Here is a 15,208-nt window from a genome sequence, read left to right on the forward strand (position 1 = left end):
GGTTGGGAAGGGGGGCGAAGCCCCCCTCCCAGGATTCAGGCGAGTTTCTTCACCTCGGCCAGGATCTTGTCGGGATCGGGCAGTTGGCCCTTGGCGTAGCGCTCGGTGAAGCGCACCTTGCCATTGCGGTCGATGACGAACGTGGCCCGGACGTTGGCGTTCCAGTCCGGCCAGTAGACGCCGTAATCCTTGGCGACGCTCCGCTGCACATCCGACAGCAGCGGGTAGTTGCTGATGCCGACCGTCTTCGCCCAGTTCTCGTGGCTGAAGGGGCTGTCCGTGCTGATACCCAGCACCTGGGTATTCGCCGCCTCGAAATCGCGAACGCGCTTGTCGAAGGCGGGCATGCAGGTGCTTCAGCCTGGCGTCCAGTCCAGCGGGTAGAACAGCAGGACGACATTCTTCTTGCCGCGGAATTCTCGCAGGCCGATCTCCTTGAGCCCGATCGTCTTCAGCGTGAAGTCGGGGGCCGGATCGCCCACGTTGAGCGTCTTGGTCTCGCTGACCGTACTCACTCGGCGTATCCCCCTTTCGCGAATTGCCTGGCGGCGCGTGTCGGTGATGTGCGGGTCATGATAGCACGTCCGGTCGGCGCCTTGGCGGGGGGCCGGCGGGCGGCGGCCCAGAGCTGCGCCCGTCGCTCCTCCAGCGTCGCCTCGGGCAAGCCGAGGTAGGCCGCCGCGGTGGTGACGCGCCCCGTCTCCCACAGCCGCGCGAAGCGCTCTCTCCACCGTCGGTCTCGGAGCGCGTGGTGGTCCATGATGACGCGGCAGCCGGTGGCGTCGATGATGCGGAGCAGGTGCTCGACGCCGTGGTCGATGACCGTGCCGCCGACCTCCCGCTCCATATAGGAGGGCGGTCCCGAGAGGTAGAGCAGCGTCGGCTGCTGACGCGTGAGATAGGCGGCGGCCACCGGTGAGAGCGGTCCCTGCACGTCGGCGGCGAAGACGAAGCGCTCGCGCTCGGCGCGGTCGACGATCGTGAGGGTGACGACGTAGCCGAGCGACGTGCCCTCCAGGCCGTGGGCCAGCGGCGGCGACACCTCCAGCGTGACGTCGGCCTCGCGCCGCGCCTGGCCGTCGGCCGGCTCGACTCGGGCCTGGCCGGCCAGGGCCCGCGAGAGCTCCCCGGCCCGGCGGGCCTGAAGCCCCTGCACCATCCGCCGCGGGTCCTTCACCAGCACGGCGCGCCCCACGTAGGACGAGGGATCGGAGCGGAAGTGATCCTCGTGGTAGTGGCTCACGAAGATCAGGTCGGCGCGAGTCGCGTACGCCGAGATGCGATCGTTGGCCCGGCGCAGGGCCTCCCACTCCTCTTCGGCGGGCGGCAGGTTGAAGCGCGACGGCGCCAGCGTGGCCCCCGGGTCGATGAGGATCCCCGTGCGCCCCGCCTCCACGAAGGTCGCCATCGAGCGGGCGCCGAGCGACTCCGCCGCCAGCGGGATGACCTTCATGCTAGTGCCGTTCCAACTTGTTGGTACTAAATCTGTCCACGAACGACGTACACGGTGCCTTCCTAGGCGCGAATAGTTGGAACGGCACTAGATGCACCGGCCGCCGTCGACTTCCACACAGGTGCCCGTGATCATCGCCGCGTCGTCGGAGGCCAGGAAGATGGCGGTTCGCGCGGTGTCCTCGGGCTGGTTCAGGCGCCCCAGAGGCACCGTGGCCACGTAGCGCGCCAGGCCGTCGGCGTCGACCTCTTTCTTTCCCATGAAGGTCGCCAGCATCGGGGTTTCCGTTGCCACCGGTGCGATGGCCACCACGCGCACCCCGTACGGCGCGGCCTCCAGCGCCAGACTCTTCGTGAGCGCGACCACGGCACCCTTGGACGCCGCGTAGGTCTGGCCGCCGGGGCGCGGACGGATGGCCGCGGTGGAAGCCGTGATCAGGAATACCCCTCGCTTCTGCCGTTTCATCACACCGAGCGCGTACTTGGCCCCCAGCCACACGCCCTTGACGTTCACCGCGAAGATCCGATCGAAGGCCGCCTCGTCCTGGTCCTCGATCGGGGTGGGCCACTGGGGCACGCCCGCGTTGGCGAAGAAGACGTCGAGGCCGCCGAAGGTCGCCAGCGCGCGCTCGACCATCAGTTGGTTGTCGGCCGCGCGGGTGACGTCGGCCGGCAGGGCCAGCGCCCGGCCTCCGCGCTTCTCAATCTGCTCCACCGTGGCCTTGGCTGCGGCCTCGTTGATGTCCACGGCCACCACTCGGGCGCCTTCGCCCGCCAGGGCCAGCGCCGAGGCGGCGCCGATGCCCGAACCCGCGCCCGTGACGATCGCCACCCGGTTCTCGAGCTTCATCGCACCCTCCCTGCTAGTGCCGTTCCAACTATTCGCGCCTAGGAAGGCACCGTGTACGTCGTTCGTGGACAGATTTAGTATCAACAAGTTGGAACGGCACTAGAGCACCAGTTCGGCCATGAGCCGGATCGCGTCGGCGTTGCCGGCGACCATCAACGTGGTGATGCCGGACGACTTCCACTCAGCGAGGCGCTCGCGGATGAGCTCGCGCGGCCCGCAGAGCGCGACTTCGTCCACCAGTGCGTCGGGCACGGCCGCCTCGGCCTCGGCCTTACGGCCGGCGAGGTACAGATCCTGGATCGTCCGCGCCGCCTCCTCGTAGCCGTAGCGCCGGGCCAGCTCGTTGTAGAAGTTCTTGCCACGCGCCCCCATACCGCCGACGTAGAGCGCCAGACGCGCCTTCACCGGAGCCCGGCACTCCTCCACCCGCTCGCCCACGACCACGGCCACCGACGGCATGATGTCGAAGCGCGCAGGGGACTTCGCGCGATCCCCGCCCGCCGCCCGAAAGCCCGCGTCGAGCCACTGGCGGAACATTGACATGCGTCGCGGCGAGAAGAAGACGGGGATCCAACCGTCGGCGATCTCGGCGGCCAGCTCCACGTTCTTCGGCCCGATGGCGGCGAGATAGATGGGGATGGCCGGGCGCCCGTGGAGGATCGAGCGGAGCGGCTTGCCCAGGCCGGTGGCGCCGGGGCCCGCATACGGGATCTGGTAGTACTCGCCCCGGAACTCGACGGGCTTCTCGCGGTGGAGGACCGCGCGGACGATCGCCACGTATTCGCGCGTCTTGACCAACGGCTTGCCGAAGGGCTGCCCGTGCCAGCCCTCGACCACCTGCGGCCCCGACACGCCCAGCCCCATCCGGAACCGTCCGCCCGCGAGCGCATCGAGCGTCATCGCCGTCATCGCCGCCATCGCCGGCGTGCGCCCGGCGATCTGCATGATAGCGGTGCCCACGTGGATGCGCTCGGTGCGCGCGGCGATCCAGGCGGCCGGAGTGACCGCATCGGAGCCATAGGCCTCGGCCGTCCAGACGGAGTCGTAGCCCAGGTGCTCCGCCTCCTGGATCTGGGCCACGTCGAGCGCCATCGTCGGGCCCGAGTAGCTCAGGTGCAGCGCCAGCCTCATGACCGCCTTCCGTCGAACGATGTCACCGTCCGTCGCCAGGACGCCACCGGTACTGCCGCAAGCGGACGCGCCCGCCTGGGAGCGCGATGCCTTCCGCCTCGAGCCGGATCCGCTGGGTCAGCACGCTGCTCATCCGCGCGCGGGGACTGATGCCGCCCCGCGCGTTGACCACCCGATGCCACGGCAGGTCCGGCGGACAGCCCCCCAGGGCCCGGCCGACCGCCCGCGCCGCCCGGGGCCGGTCCAGGAGCGCCGCGAGTTGGCCGTAGGTGACGACGCGGCCGCGGGGGATGCGCCGCACGAGCCGCCACACCGCCGGCACGAACCTCAGGCGGAACGGCTCTTGACCCCGAGCTCCCACAGCCGCGCGTACAGTCCGCCCAGGCGCAACAGGTCCGCGTGACGGCCCTCCTCGTGAATGCGGCCGCGGTGCAGGACGAGGATGCGGTTGGCGCTCTGCACCGTGGACAGCCGGTGAGCGATCGTGATCGTCGTGCGGCCCTCCGCCAGCCGCGCCATGGCGTGCCGGATCAGCGCCTCGGACTCCGGATCCACGCTCGAGGTGGCCTCGTCGAGGACGAGGATGGCGGGATTGTATACGAGGGCCCGGGCGATGGCCAGCAGCTGGCGCTGCCCGTGCGAGAGGTTCGCCCCCCGCTCGGAAAGCTCCTCGGCCCAGCCGCGCGGCAGGCCGTCGATCACCCGGCGGCAGTTGGCGACCTCGACCGCGCGCTCGAGATCGGCGCGGGTCACCCGGCCGTCGCTGCCCAGCTGGAGGTTGGCCTCGATGGTCCCGGTGAAGAGCACGGTGTCCTGGAAAATGATTCCCACGTGGCGGCGGAGGCTCTGGAGGTCCCATTCCCTTACGTCGACGCCGTCGACCAGGACCTGCCCGCGCCCGACATCGTACGAGCGGTTGAGGAGCCGGGCGCAGGTGCTCTTGCCCTCGCCGGTGGCGCCGACGATCGCCACGTGCTCCCCCGGCGCCACCTCGAACGAGCAGTCGCGGAGGACCCAGTCTTCGTCCTCGTACGCGAACCAGACGGTCTTGAAGGCGACCGGCGATGGACCCCGTGGTACCGTGCGCGGGCCGGCGACCGCCGGCGCCGCGATGGCGGGGGCGCGATCGAGCAGCGCGAAGATCCGCTCGGACGAGGCCATCGCCGACTGCATGACCGTGTACTTCGCCCCCAGGTCCCGGATGGGAAGGAAGAAGCGGTTGGTGTACTGGATGAACGCGACCAGCGTGCCGAACGTCAGGGCTCCCGCCCCGATCTGGCCCGCGCCGTACCAGAGCAGCAGGGCCAGCGCCGCCGAGCCGAGCGCCTCCACCGCCGCATAAAGGGACGCTTCCCACACGGTCGAGCCGAACATGGCCCGCCGGTAGTCGGCGTTAAGGCGGCGGAAGGCGCTGAACTCGTGCCCCTCGCGGGCGAAGAGCTGGATCACCGTCATGCCCTGGAGCGACTCCTGCAGGAAGGCATTCAGCCTGGCCAGGCGCCGGCGGACCTCGCGGTAGGCGTCGCGGGCGCGGATCCGGAAGTAGCCGGCGATGGCGCCGAGGGCCGGCACCAGCGAGAAGGTCACCAGCGCCAGCCGCCAGTCCATCCACAGCATGACCGCCACCACACCCGCCAGCGTGATGACGTCCCCGACCACGGCGAACAGCCCGCTGGTGAACGCCTCGCTCACCGCCTCGACGTCGTTGAGCACGCGGGTCATCAGCCGCCCGACCGGGTTGCGATCGAAGAAGGCCGCCTCCAGGCGCAGGAGGTGGCGGAAGAGCATCGCCCGGAGGTCGTGCATCACCCGCTGGCCGGTGAGCTGCATCAGGTAGGCCTCGGCCGCCCTCAGCGCGCTCAGCATCACCAGGACGCCCAGGAAGAGCGCGGCGACCTCGGTGAGGCCCCCCCAGTCGGCGGCCAGAATGTGATCGTCGATGGCGATCTTCAGGAGATAGGGCTGCAGCAGCTCGACGCAGGCGATCAGCGGGAAGAGGAGGGCCGTGGAGGCGATCAGCCGCCCGTGGGGCCGGGCGACCCGCGCCAGGCGCGCCACCAGGTGGCGGTCGAAGGCGCGCCCGAGGATCTCGTCGTGCTCGAGGTCAGGCACGAGCGATCTCCTCCTCGAGCTGCTGGATGCGCCAGAGCTGGGCGTAGAGGCCGCCCCGCCTGAGGAGCTCGTCGTGCGTGCCCGTCTCGGCGACGCGGCCCTCCGCCAGCACCACGACGCGATCGGCCGCCCGCGCGGCCCGGAGCCGGTGGGTCATGAGGAGCACCGTGCGCCCCCGGGCCGCGCGCCGGAGGTTCTCGACGATCTCCTCCTCCTTGGCGGCGTCGACGCTGGCGAAGACGTCGTCGAGGACGAGGATCGCCGGAGCCCCCGCCAGCGCCCGCGCGAGGGCCAGCCGCTGACGCTGACCGCCCGAGAGCGTGAGGCCCCGCTCGCCGACGACGGTCTCCCACCCCGCGGGAAAGCGCTCGACCTCGTCGCCGACGCCAGCGACCGCGGCAGCCGCGCGCACGACGTCGGGCGCGATCGTCTCCCGCCCCAGCGTCACGTTGTCGGTGATGGAGCGCGAGAAGAGGAAGGCCTCCTGCGGCACGTAGCCGAGGGCGCCGCGCAGGGTGCCGAGAGGCATGTCGACGACGTCGCGCCTGGCGACGAACACCGTGCCGGCGGGCGGCTCCCACAGCCGCGCCAGCAGCGCGCCGAGCGTGGACTTGCCGCTGCCCGTGTGGCCGACCACGGCGACGGTCTCGCCGGGCTCAACCTCGAAGCTCACCGCTCTCAGCGCGGGCGGCCGATCCTCGTAGGCGAAGGTCACGTTCGAAAACCGGATGGCCGGCGTCCCGCCCAGGGGCGTCGCGTGGGGCTCGGGGGCCGGGGCGGTTGCCACGATCTCCTGGATGCGCTCCATGGAGGTGAGACCTCGGCGGACGATCGAGAGCGTGAATCCCAGTGCCAGCGTGGGCCAGGCCAGATAGGCCAGGTAGCCGTTGAAGGCGACGAGCGCTCCGAGGGTGAGGCGCCCGTCCATCACCGCCCGGCCGCCGAGCCAGAGGACGATGAGGGCGCCCAGCCCCGTGATGAGGCCGGTGAGCGGGACGAACTGGGAGAGAGTCCGCCCCAGTGCCAGGCTCCGCCGGAGATACTCGCCGTTGGCCCGGTCGAACTCGGCGGCGGCCTGCGCCTCCATCGTGTAGGCCCGGACGACGCTCATCGCCGCCAGGTGCTCCTGCACGCGCGCGGAGAGGACGCCGAGCTGGTCCTGGGCGGCCTGGGTGCGCTCGTGGACGGTGACATTGGCCCCGCGGGCCAGCGCCACCAGCACCGGATACGGCGCCAGGGCGTAGAGCGTGAGCCAGGGGTCGACCGCGATCATCGCGCCCAGCGCTCCCACGAACGCGAACACGGTGCTGATGAAGCTCACGGCGCCGAAGCCCACCAGCACGCGCACGGCGCTGATGTCGCTGGACGAGCGGGTCATGAGGTCGCCGATCGAATGGCGCGCGAAGAAGGCCGGCGGGAAGCGCAGGAGGCTGCGGTAGAGATCGTTGCGGACGTCGTACTCCACCCGCTGGGCGCTGGCCATGATCGCGAAGCGCGAGCCCAGGCGGGCCACGCCGTTGCCCAGGGCCAGGAGGAGGATGATGCCGACGTAGGCGCCGACCGGCGCGCCGGCCGCGTCGGCTTCCAGCGCCTCGACCGCGCGCTGGACGGTCCGGGGAATGGCCAGGCTCAGGAGGGTCGCAGCGCCCAGACACGCGATGCCGGCCGCGTACCGGAGCCGATAGCGGACGATGTAGCGCGTGAGGGCGCGCGCCGGCGACGACACCCGCATGCGCTATCGCTCCGCGGGCGGGTGCGCACTCCTAGTGCCGTTCCAACTATTCGCGCCTCGGAAGGCACCGTGTACGTCGTTCGTGGACAGATTTAGTATCAACAAGTTGGAACGGCACTAGCTTCGTCGGCTCGCCTCGGGCGGGCGGGGCCCAGCCCGCCGGCGCCCTGCGGCTGCGCACTACCCTCGGCGTGGGGCTTGAGCGCGGCGTAGACGGCCAGCACGGTCGGCGCCGGCACGCCCAGCCGCTCGGCCAGGCGGACGGCGTGGCCGTGCAGCCCTTCTAGCTCGAGCCGTCTGCCCTGGCTCAGGTCGTGGGCCAGCGAGGAAGTCGTGTCCGGTGCCAGCGCTGCCGCCGCCTTCATGAGGCTCTCCACGGTATCGGCCGGGAGCTTGACGCCGGCGGCCGCGGCCACCGCCGCCAGCTCCTCCAGGACCGTTCGATAGAGTCGCCAGGTCTCCGGGATGGCGCGCACCACGCCGGTCGGGCAGCGCGTCAGCGCCGTGACCGCCGCCTGCGCGCAGATGAAGAGGTACTTCTCCCACAGCACCCGCCGGATCTCCGTCGACAGCTCGACGGGGATGCCGGCCTGGGCCAAGGCCTCCCGCAGCCGCTCGCAGCGCGGCGTGAGGCGACCGTCGAGCTCTCCGAACACGATGCGGCCGGCGAAGCGATGGGCGATGACGCCGGGCGCCTCGATCGCGGCGAAGACGTACGCGGCGCCGCCGAGGCCGTGGCCGGGGCCCAGCCGCGCGTCGATCTTCTCCACGTTGTCCACGCCATTCTGGAGCGACAGCACGGCCGTGCCCGGGCCGACGACGGGCTGCAGCGCTGCCAGCGCGGATTCGGTGTCGAACGATTTCACGCAGAGCAGCGCGACGTCGGCGACCGGACGGCCGTCCAGCCGCTCCACCGCCTCCGCCTTGACCGCGTACTCGCCCTCGATCGCCGAGCGGATGCGAAGACCGGAGCGACGGATCGCGTCGAGATGGGCGCCGCGGGCGACGAAGGTGACGGCCCCGCCCGCGCGCGCCAGGCGCGCGCCGAAGTAGCCGCCCACACCGCCCGAGCCCATGACGACGATACGCAGCGCGCTCACAGGTTCTTCATGCTCCGGGACGCTCCGTTGGTTGTCAAGCGAGCATGTGGTAGAGTGCCTGCTGGATCATGACGTTCCTCGAGCGGCGCGTGGCGATCGAGGCCGCGCGCACGGCCGGCCACCTGCTGCTGAACGAGCTGTCCGGGTCGCGGCGAATTTCGTACAAGGGCACACCGACCAACCTCGTGACCGAAATGGACGCGCGCGCGGAGGCCCTCATCACCGAGCGCATCCACGCCGCGTTCGCCGCCGACGCGATTCTCGCCGAGGAAGGCGGCGCGCGGCCGGGGCAATCGGGGCGCCGGTGGATCGTCGACCCGCTCGACGGCACCACCAACTACGCCCACGGCGTCCCCCTCTTCGCGGTCTCCATCGCGCTGGAGGTCGACCGGCGGATCGCGCTGGGCGTCGTCTACGATCCGAACCACGACGAGCTCTTCGTGGCCGAGCGCGGTGGCGGCGCGTTCCTCGGCGACGAGCGGCTGGCCGTGTCGACCACGGCGGGCCTCGGGGAGAGCCTGCTGGCGACCGGCTTCCCGTACAACATCCGCGAGACGGCCGACACCAACCTCGCCGAGTACGCCGCCTTCAGCCTTCGCGCCCGCGCCGTCCGCCGCCTGGGCTCCGCGGTCCTCTATCTGGCCTGGGTGGCGGCGGGGCGCTTCGACGGCTACTGGGAGCTGCAGGTAGGCCCCTGGGACGTCGCGGCCGGGGCGCTGCTCGTCGAGGAGGCGGGCGGGCGCGTCACCGATCTCCGGGGTGACCGCCTCGATCTGGACGCGCCGGCCATCGTCGCCAGCAACGGGCGCATCCACGACGCCATGCTGAGCGTGCTCAAGGAGATCAGGAAATGACCGCGGGGCTCGGCATGGGCGAACGATCGGCCTCTCGGCGCCTGGCCCGCTTCGCGCTCGGCCTGCGGCTCGACGAGATTCCTCCGGCCGCCGTCGAACGCGCCACGGTCCTCGTCCTCGACACGCTGGGCGGCTGCCTCGCCGCCTCCACCATGGAGTTCGGCCGGGCGGTGACGGAGACGGCGCTCCGACTCGGCGGCGGGCCGGAGAGCACGCTGGTGGGCGCCAAGGAGAGAGTCGGCGCGGCCAGCGCCGTCCTCGCCAACGGCACGCTGGCCCACGGCCTCGACTTCGACGACACCCGGGAGGACGCGATCGTCCACACCGGATGCGTCGCGGTGCCCACCGCCCTCGCCGTGGGCGAGGCCGTCGCGGCCTCCGGCGCCGCCGTCGTCGAGGCGATCGTGGCGGCCGTCGAGGTGATGTGCCGCGTGGGGCTCGCCGTCCCCGGAAAATTTCACGCGCGCCACTTCCATCCCACGGCGCTGACGGGCGGCTTCGCCGCGGCGGCCGCGGCCGCCCGGCTGTACGGGCTGACCGAGGACCAGCTCGTCGACGCCCTCGGCATCTGCGGCAGCCAGGCGGGCGGCATCATCGAGTACCTGGCCGACGGCGCCTGGACGAAGCGGCTCCACCCGGGCTGGGCGGCCCACGCGGGCGTCGTGGCCACTGTCCTCGCCCGCCACGGGTTCAGCGGTCCCGCGCGGGTGCTGGAAGGCGAGCACGGCTTCTACCGCGCGTTCGCCGACGGTTGCGATACCGCTCGGCTCGAGGGCTTGCTCGGGAGCCTCGGCCAGGAGTGGGAGATCGAACGGCTCACCTTCAAGCCCTATCCCTGTGGCTCCATCGCCCATCCGTACATGGACTGCGCCCTCCGGCTTCGGCAGGAGCACCGCGTCCGGGCCGAAGAGATCGTCGAGATCCGCTGCCGGACGGCGGCGGGCCCCGTGCCCCGTCTCTGGGAGCCCCTGGCCGCCAAGCGCCGCCCGGCGAACGGCTACGCGGCCAAGTTCAGCCTCCCCTACCTGGTGGCGACGATGCTGGTCAGGGGGGAGGCCGGGTTGGCCTGTTTCACCGACGAGGCGGTCGGCGACGGCAGCGTGCTGCGGGTGGCGGAGAAGGTCGGCTACGAGGTGGACCCTACGATCGATTACCCCCGTCAGTTTTCCGGTCACGTCCTGGTGCGCCTCGCCGACGGCCGCGTGGTGGAGGCCCGCCAGGAGCATCCGCGTGGAGGCCCCGATTTTCCCTTGACGCGCGACGAGCTAGAGGCGAAATTCCGCGGCAACGCCGCCCTGGTCCTGTCGGCCGAGCGCATCGAGCGGGTGATCCGTGAAGTCGAGCGGCTGCCGCGAGCGCCGCGGCTGGAGGGGCTGGCGGCTTTACTCCGACGAGAGGATTGAACATGGCACAGCGTTGGCGTCTCGCGATGACAGTTCTCGGTGTGCTGGCCTTCCTGAGCGGGGCCGCGCCGGCCCCGGCCCAGGATGTGCGCCTGGAGGCCGCCAAGAAGGAAGGCAAGGTGGTCTGGTACACCTCGCTGGTCCTCCCCAGCGCCGAGAAGGTCGCCAAACTGTTCGAGGCGGCCTACCCGGCGATCAAGGTGGAGGTCCACCGCACCGGCTCGCAGCGCATCTTGCAGAAGCTCATGCAGGAGCTCCAGGCCAACATCAAGAACGCGGACGTCGTCCACACCTCGGACGCCGGCCACTTCGTGCTCCTCAAGGAAAAGAAGCTCCTGATGCACTACACGCCGGCGGGCGTCGACAAGTTCCCGGCGAGCTTCAAGGACCGCGATGGCTACTACTACGGCCTGCGCGCCACGGTCAACGTCATCGCCTACAACACCAAGATCGTGTCGGCGGCGGAGGCCCCCAAGAGCTGGAAGGAGCTGCTCGACGCCAAGTGGAAGGGCAAGCTGGTCACGGCCCATCCCGGCTACAGCGGCGTCATCGCCACCCACGTGCTGGCGCTCGCGAACCACTACGGTTGGGACTACTTCAAGCAGCTCGCTCAGAACCGGGCCATGATCGTGCAGTCGGCCGCCGACCCGTCCGCCGTGGTGGCCTCCGGCGAGCGCCCGGTGGCCGTGAACGGCGGCGACTACAGCGCGTATCAGCTGAAGAAGAAGGGCAGCCCGATCGAGATCGTGTACCCCAAGGACGGCGTGCCGCTCGTCGTCTCGCCGACTGCCATCACCGTCTTCGCCCCGCATCCGAACGCGGCCAAGCTCTTCACCGACTTCACCTTCACGAAGGACGTCCAGCAGGTCATGGCCGACAGCGAGGGCCTCTACACCGGGCATCCCGAGGTGAAGTACCCCGCCGACAAGCCGAAGCTGGGCGAGCTCAAGCTGCTCCAGGTCGATCCCGAGGAGCTGGAGAAGCGCAATGAGGAGATCAAGAAGCGCTTCGTGGAGTTCTTCGGCGCCTGACGGAATGGACCCGGAGGGAACGGTGATCAGGGGCCACGTCGCGGAGCGTTCGGGGCCGCGCATTCCGGGCCTGGACCGCTCGGTCCCGGTCTGGGTGGCCGCCGCCCTGACCCTCGTGGTGTTGATGGCGCTCCCGCTCGGTTGGATCGGCTGGGTGAGCGTCAGCAGCGAGGACGGGCCCACGCTCGCCCACTACGCCACGGTCTTCCGGGACCCGCAGCTGCAGAAGGCGCTCTGGAACACCGTCGTGATGGCGTTCTGGGTGGGCCTGGCGTCCGTCGCCATCGGGGCGCCGCTGGCCTGGCTCACGGCGCGCACCGACCTGCCCGGCAAGACGCTGATCCGCGGGCTCATCATGGCGTCCTTCGTGACGCCGCCCTTCCTGGGCGCCTTCGCCTGGGTGATGCTGGCCGGCCCCAACGCCGGGCTGCTCAACAGGCTCTACCGGGATCTCAGCGGCGCCGACGGCGCCCTCGTCAACATCTTCACCATGCCGGGCCTCATCTTCGTCGTAGCCATCTACACCTTTCCCTACGTCTACATCATGGTCGCCAACACGCTCGCGCTGATCGCCTCGGATCTCGAGGAGGCGGCCGCCATCCTCGGCGCCGGCCGGCTCCGGGTGGCCGCCACGGTGACGCTGCCGATGGTGGCGCCGGCGATCCTCAGCGGGTTCATCCTCGCCGTGCTGCAGGCCCTGGCCCTGTTCGGCTCGCCCGCCATCCTCGCGCTCCCCGCCGGCTTCCACACCATCACCACGCAGATCTGGTCCTTCTTCCACTACCCGCCCAAGGTGGAGATGGCGGCGGCGTTCTCCATTCCCCTGCTCCTGGCCACCGCGCTCCTGCTGCAGGTCCAGAAGCGCTTGCTGGGGCGGCGCGGCTACGCGTCGATCGGCGGCAAGGGCGGCCGGCGTCGGGCTATTCCTCTCGGCTTCTGGCGCTACCCGGCGCTCGGGGGGTGCCTGGCCCTGCTGGCCTGCGCGATCTTCCTGCCCTACGGGGTCCTGGCCAAGGCGGCGCTCTCGCGCGCCTGGGCCCAGCCGCTCACCTGGGACAACCTCACGCTGGCGAACTTCACCTTCACCTTCTTCGAGTACAGCGCCACGCAGTCGGCGGTGCTCAACACGCTCGAGCTCGGCGTGATGACGGCGACGGTGGGCGCCGGGCTGGCGGCGCTGCTGGCCTACGTCACCAACCGCCGGCTGATCGTCGGGCATCAGATCCTGGCCTTCCTGGCCCTGGCGCCCATCGTCATCCCCGGCGTCGTCCTGGCCGTCGGCCTCTTCATCGCCTACACGCGGCCGCCACTCCTCCTCTACGGCACGCTCTGGATCCTCTTCGTCGCCTATGTCACCAAGGAGATGCCCGTCGGGTACTCGCAGGCCGACGCGACGTTCAAGGGCGTCCATCCGGAGCTCGAGGAGGCCGGCCGCATCCTCGGGGCCGGCCGTCTGCGCGTGCTCGGCGAGATCACGGCGCCCCTGGCCCGCAGCGGGATCATCGCCACCTGGTGCTTCATCTTCATCGGGGTGATCCGCGAGCTCTCGGCCTCGATCATCTTGTTCACGCCCGCGACCAAGGTGATCTCGGTCGTGATCTTCGACCTCAAGGAAGAGGGCCAGTTCGGGCCGATCGCCGTCCTGGGCCTCTTCATGCTGGCCATGACCTTCGCCACGGTGGTGCTGATGCAGCGGGTGCTGGGGCGCGACTTCATGGGGGCGAAGGAGTAAGGCCGCCTCGATGCCCGGAGTGATCGTCAAGGAGCTGACCAAGCGCTACGGGAAGGTCGCCGCCATCGAGGGGCTTTCCCTCGAGGTCAAGCCCCGCGAGCTGGTGGCGCTGCTCGGCCCCTCGGGATGCGGGAAGACGACGACGCTCAGGGTCGTGGCCGGATTCCTCAGGCCCGAGGCCGGCGAGATCTGGGTCGGGGACCGGTGTCTGTCCTCGCCCAGCGCCGTCGTCCCGCCGGAACGCCGCCGGATGGCGATGATCTTCCAGAGCTACGCGCTCTGGCCCCACATGACCGTCGCCCAGAACGTCGCGTACGGCCTGCGGTTCAAGAAGGAGGTGTCCCGGGCCGAGCGCGAGCGGCGGGTCCGGGAGATCCTCAAGGTCGTCCACCTCGAGGGGTTCGAGTCGCGCTACCCGGGCGAGCTGTCGGGCGGCCAGCAGCAGCGCGTGGCCGTGGCCCGGGCGCTGGTCGTCGAGCCGGAGATCCTGTTACTCGACGAACCTCTTAGCAACCTGGATGCAAATCTCCGTGAGGAAATGCGCTTCGAGATCCGCCGGCTCCACGAGGCCTTCGGGATCACCACGCTCTACGTCACTCACGACCAGGCGGAGGCCATGGTCATCTCCGACCGGATCGCGGTGCTTTACCGGGGACGCGTCGTCCAGATCGGAACCGCGCATCAGCTCTTCGAGCAGCCCCGCACGCGCTTCGTCGCCGACTTCATCGGCAAGACCAACCTGATCGACGGGGTGGCCGCGGCTCCCGATCGCGTGGCCAGGGGCGGGCTCAGCCTCCGTGTGGCCTCGGCGAGCCTGAAGCCCGGCGCGGCGGTGACCGTCTCCATCCGCCCCCACGAGATCACCCTGGCCTCCGCGTCCTCACCGAGGACAGATGGCGAGGGGGTGAACGTGCTGAGAGGGACCGTTCAGCGCACGAGCTACCTCGGCGACGCCATCGACTACCAGGTGCAGGTGGACGGGAGCGATGTGGTCGTGCGCGCGGCCGGGCCGCCCCCGGCGGCCGTGCGGGCGGGTCAGGAAGTGACGCTCATCCTGCCTGCCGCCGCCTGCGTGCCCTTGACGGACAGCGACTGAAAGAAGTGTGAGCCGTGGGCGAGGAGGACACCGCTTCCTCGCCCGCGGCGCAGTCAGGGGAGGCTACCGGCTCTTGATCCCGAAGTGGGCCCGGCGGTTCTCGGTCCAGCACTCCTCGTTCCGCGAGGTGCAGAACGGCCGCTCTTCGCCGTAGGTGATGGTCGTGATCCGGTTCTTCTGCACGCCGCGGGAGACGAGGTAGTTCAGCGCGGCGCGGGCGCGACGATCGCCGAGCGCCAGGTTGTACTCGTTGGTGCCGCGCTCGTCGGTGTGCCCCTCGATCAGAATCAACACGTCGCGGTTCGTTCTCAGCCAGTCCGCGGTCGCCTCGAGGACCTTCGCCGCATCCGGTCGGATCTCGTACCGGTCGAAATCGAAGTGGATGTCGGGGAGATTCCTGAGGGCGACGAACTCCTTCGGCGACGGACGCGGCCCCATCCCCGTGGCATCACCGGCACCTGCCGTTTGCCTGACACCCGCCGAACCCGAGGTGCCGGCCGCCCCCGGCGTCTCCGAGGTTCCGGTAGTGGCGCAGCCGGCGAAGATGGTCGCCAGCGCCACCAGCCAGATCACGAGGTGATGACAATGACATGCCTTCATGGCTTCTCCTTTCCACTCGCGCGGGACAGTCCCTGCCCCGCCCTAGGGAGAAGCCTGCGTCGGTGCACGGATGATGCCGCAGCCTGGATGCGGCCGATCGTCTTCTATATCAGTA

General features: G+C 70.4%; 14 protein-coding genes. 5 read left to right on the top strand and 9 right to left on the bottom strand.

Annotated features, from left to right (window positions below; genetic code table 11):
- Positions 1-35 precede the first annotated feature (35 nt).
- From VGV13_01360 to VGV13_01395, 8 genes are all read right to left on the bottom strand, one after another.
- The gene (locus VGV13_01360; protein ID HEV8639731.1) at positions 36-515 is read right to left on the bottom strand and encodes a redoxin domain-containing protein; all 480 of its coding nucleotides are present in this window, start codon (positions 513-515) and stop codon (positions 36-38) included.
- Positions 512-1,453, bottom strand: a complete 942-nt coding sequence (locus VGV13_01365; protein ID HEV8639732.1) for a hypothetical protein — start codon at positions 1,451-1,453, stop codon at positions 512-514. The genes VGV13_01360 and VGV13_01365 overlap by 4 nt, the downstream gene beginning before the upstream one ends.
- Positions 1,454-1,540: 87 nt before the next feature.
- Positions 1,541-2,302 carry an SDR family oxidoreductase gene (locus VGV13_01370; GenBank protein ID HEV8639733.1) on the bottom strand — a complete coding sequence of 254 codons (762 nt, stop codon included), beginning with the start codon at positions 2,300-2,302 and terminating at the stop codon, positions 1,541-1,543.
- Between the two features lie 99 nt (positions 2,303-2,401).
- Positions 2,402-3,433 (bottom strand): LLM class F420-dependent oxidoreductase, encoded by a 1,032-nt coding sequence (locus VGV13_01375; GenBank protein HEV8639734.1) that lies wholly within the window; start codon positions 3,431-3,433, stop codon positions 2,402-2,404.
- Between the two features lie 22 nt (positions 3,434-3,455).
- On the bottom strand, positions 3,456-3,755 hold the full coding sequence (locus VGV13_01380) for an MGMT family protein (protein HEV8639735.1): 300 nt from the start codon (positions 3,753-3,755) through the stop codon (positions 3,456-3,458).
- Between the two features lie 5 nt (positions 3,756-3,760).
- Positions 3,761-5,545, bottom strand: coding sequence for an ABC transporter ATP-binding protein (locus VGV13_01385; GenBank protein HEV8639736.1), 1,785 nt, complete (start codon positions 5,543-5,545; stop codon positions 3,761-3,763).
- Entirely contained in the window at positions 5,538-7,277 is a 1,740-nt protein-coding gene (locus tag VGV13_01390) for an ABC transporter ATP-binding protein (GenBank protein ID HEV8639737.1), read from the bottom strand. The genes VGV13_01385 and VGV13_01390 overlap by 8 nt, the downstream gene beginning before the upstream one ends.
- Positions 7,278-7,375: 98 nt before the next feature.
- A complete protein-coding gene (locus tag VGV13_01395) occupies positions 7,376-8,377 on the bottom strand; it encodes a 2-dehydropantoate 2-reductase (protein ID HEV8639738.1) in 1,002 nt (333 codons plus the stop codon).
- 68 nt (positions 8,378-8,445) lie between these two features.
- Here VGV13_01395 and VGV13_01400 point away from each other — a divergent pair, with 68 nt between their 5' ends.
- Genes VGV13_01400 through VGV13_01420 form a run of 5 tightly spaced genes read left to right on the top strand, consistent with a single transcriptional unit; the run spans position 8,446 to position 14,493 of the window.
- A complete protein-coding gene (locus tag VGV13_01400) occupies positions 8,446-9,231 on the top strand; it encodes an inositol monophosphatase family protein (GenBank protein HEV8639739.1) in 786 nt (261 codons plus the stop codon).
- Positions 9,228-10,634 (top strand): MmgE/PrpD family protein, encoded by a 1,407-nt coding sequence (locus VGV13_01405; GenBank protein HEV8639740.1) that lies wholly within the window; start codon positions 9,228-9,230, stop codon positions 10,632-10,634. Before VGV13_01400 ends, VGV13_01405 begins: the two co-directional genes overlap by 4 nt.
- Positions 10,635-10,636: 2 nt before the next feature.
- The gene (locus VGV13_01410; GenBank protein ID HEV8639741.1) at positions 10,637-11,665 is read left to right on the top strand and encodes an extracellular solute-binding protein; all 1,029 of its coding nucleotides are present in this window, start codon (positions 10,637-10,639) and stop codon (positions 11,663-11,665) included.
- 22 nt (positions 11,666-11,687) lie between these two features.
- Positions 11,688-13,397 (top strand): iron ABC transporter permease, encoded by a 1,710-nt coding sequence (locus VGV13_01415; protein ID HEV8639742.1) that lies wholly within the window; start codon positions 11,688-11,690, stop codon positions 13,395-13,397.
- 10 nt (positions 13,398-13,407) lie between these two features.
- Positions 13,408-14,493, top strand: a complete 1,086-nt coding sequence (locus VGV13_01420; protein HEV8639743.1) for an ABC transporter ATP-binding protein — start codon at positions 13,408-13,410, stop codon at positions 14,491-14,493.
- A gap of 63 nt (positions 14,494-14,556) precedes the next feature.
- Here the strand turns inward: VGV13_01420 and pal are convergent, their stop codons facing one another.
- The gene (gene pal, locus VGV13_01425) at positions 14,557-15,093 is read right to left on the bottom strand and encodes a peptidoglycan-associated lipoprotein Pal (GenBank protein HEV8639744.1); all 537 of its coding nucleotides are present in this window, start codon (positions 15,091-15,093) and stop codon (positions 14,557-14,559) included.
- Positions 15,094-15,208: the final 115 nt, after the last annotated feature.

The sequence above is a fragment of the Candidatus Methylomirabilota bacterium genome (assembly GCA_036001065.1).
GTDB lineage: Bacteria > Methylomirabilota > Methylomirabilia > Rokubacteriales > CSP1-6 > MNEF01.

Coding starts and splice junctions, on each gene's coding strand:
- VGV13_01365 (HEV8639732.1), bottom strand. CDS start 1,453: ATGAAGGTCATCCCGCTGGCGGCGGAGTCGCTCGGCGCCCGCTCGATG.
- VGV13_01370 (HEV8639733.1), bottom strand. CDS start 2,302: ATGAAGCTCGAGAACCGGGTGGCGATCGTCACGGGCGCGGGTTCGGGC.
- VGV13_01375 (HEV8639734.1), bottom strand. CDS start 3,433: ATGAGGCTGGCGCTGCACCTGAGCTACTCGGGCCCGACGATGGCGCTC.
- VGV13_01390 (HEV8639737.1), bottom strand. CDS start 7,277: ATGCGGGTGTCGTCGCCGGCGCGCGCCCTCACGCGCTACATCGTCCGC.
- VGV13_01400 (HEV8639739.1), top strand. CDS start 8,446: ATGACGTTCCTCGAGCGGCGCGTGGCGATCGAGGCCGCGCGCACGGCC.
- VGV13_01405 (HEV8639740.1), top strand. CDS start 9,228: ATGACCGCGGGGCTCGGCATGGGCGAACGATCGGCCTCTCGGCGCCTG.
- VGV13_01410 (HEV8639741.1), top strand. CDS start 10,637: ATGGCACAGCGTTGGCGTCTCGCGATGACAGTTCTCGGTGTGCTGGCC.
- VGV13_01420 (HEV8639743.1), top strand. CDS start 13,408: ATGCCCGGAGTGATCGTCAAGGAGCTGACCAAGCGCTACGGGAAGGTC.
- pal (HEV8639744.1), bottom strand. CDS start 15,093: ATGAAGGCATGTCATTGTCATCACCTCGTGATCTGGCTGGTGGCGCTG.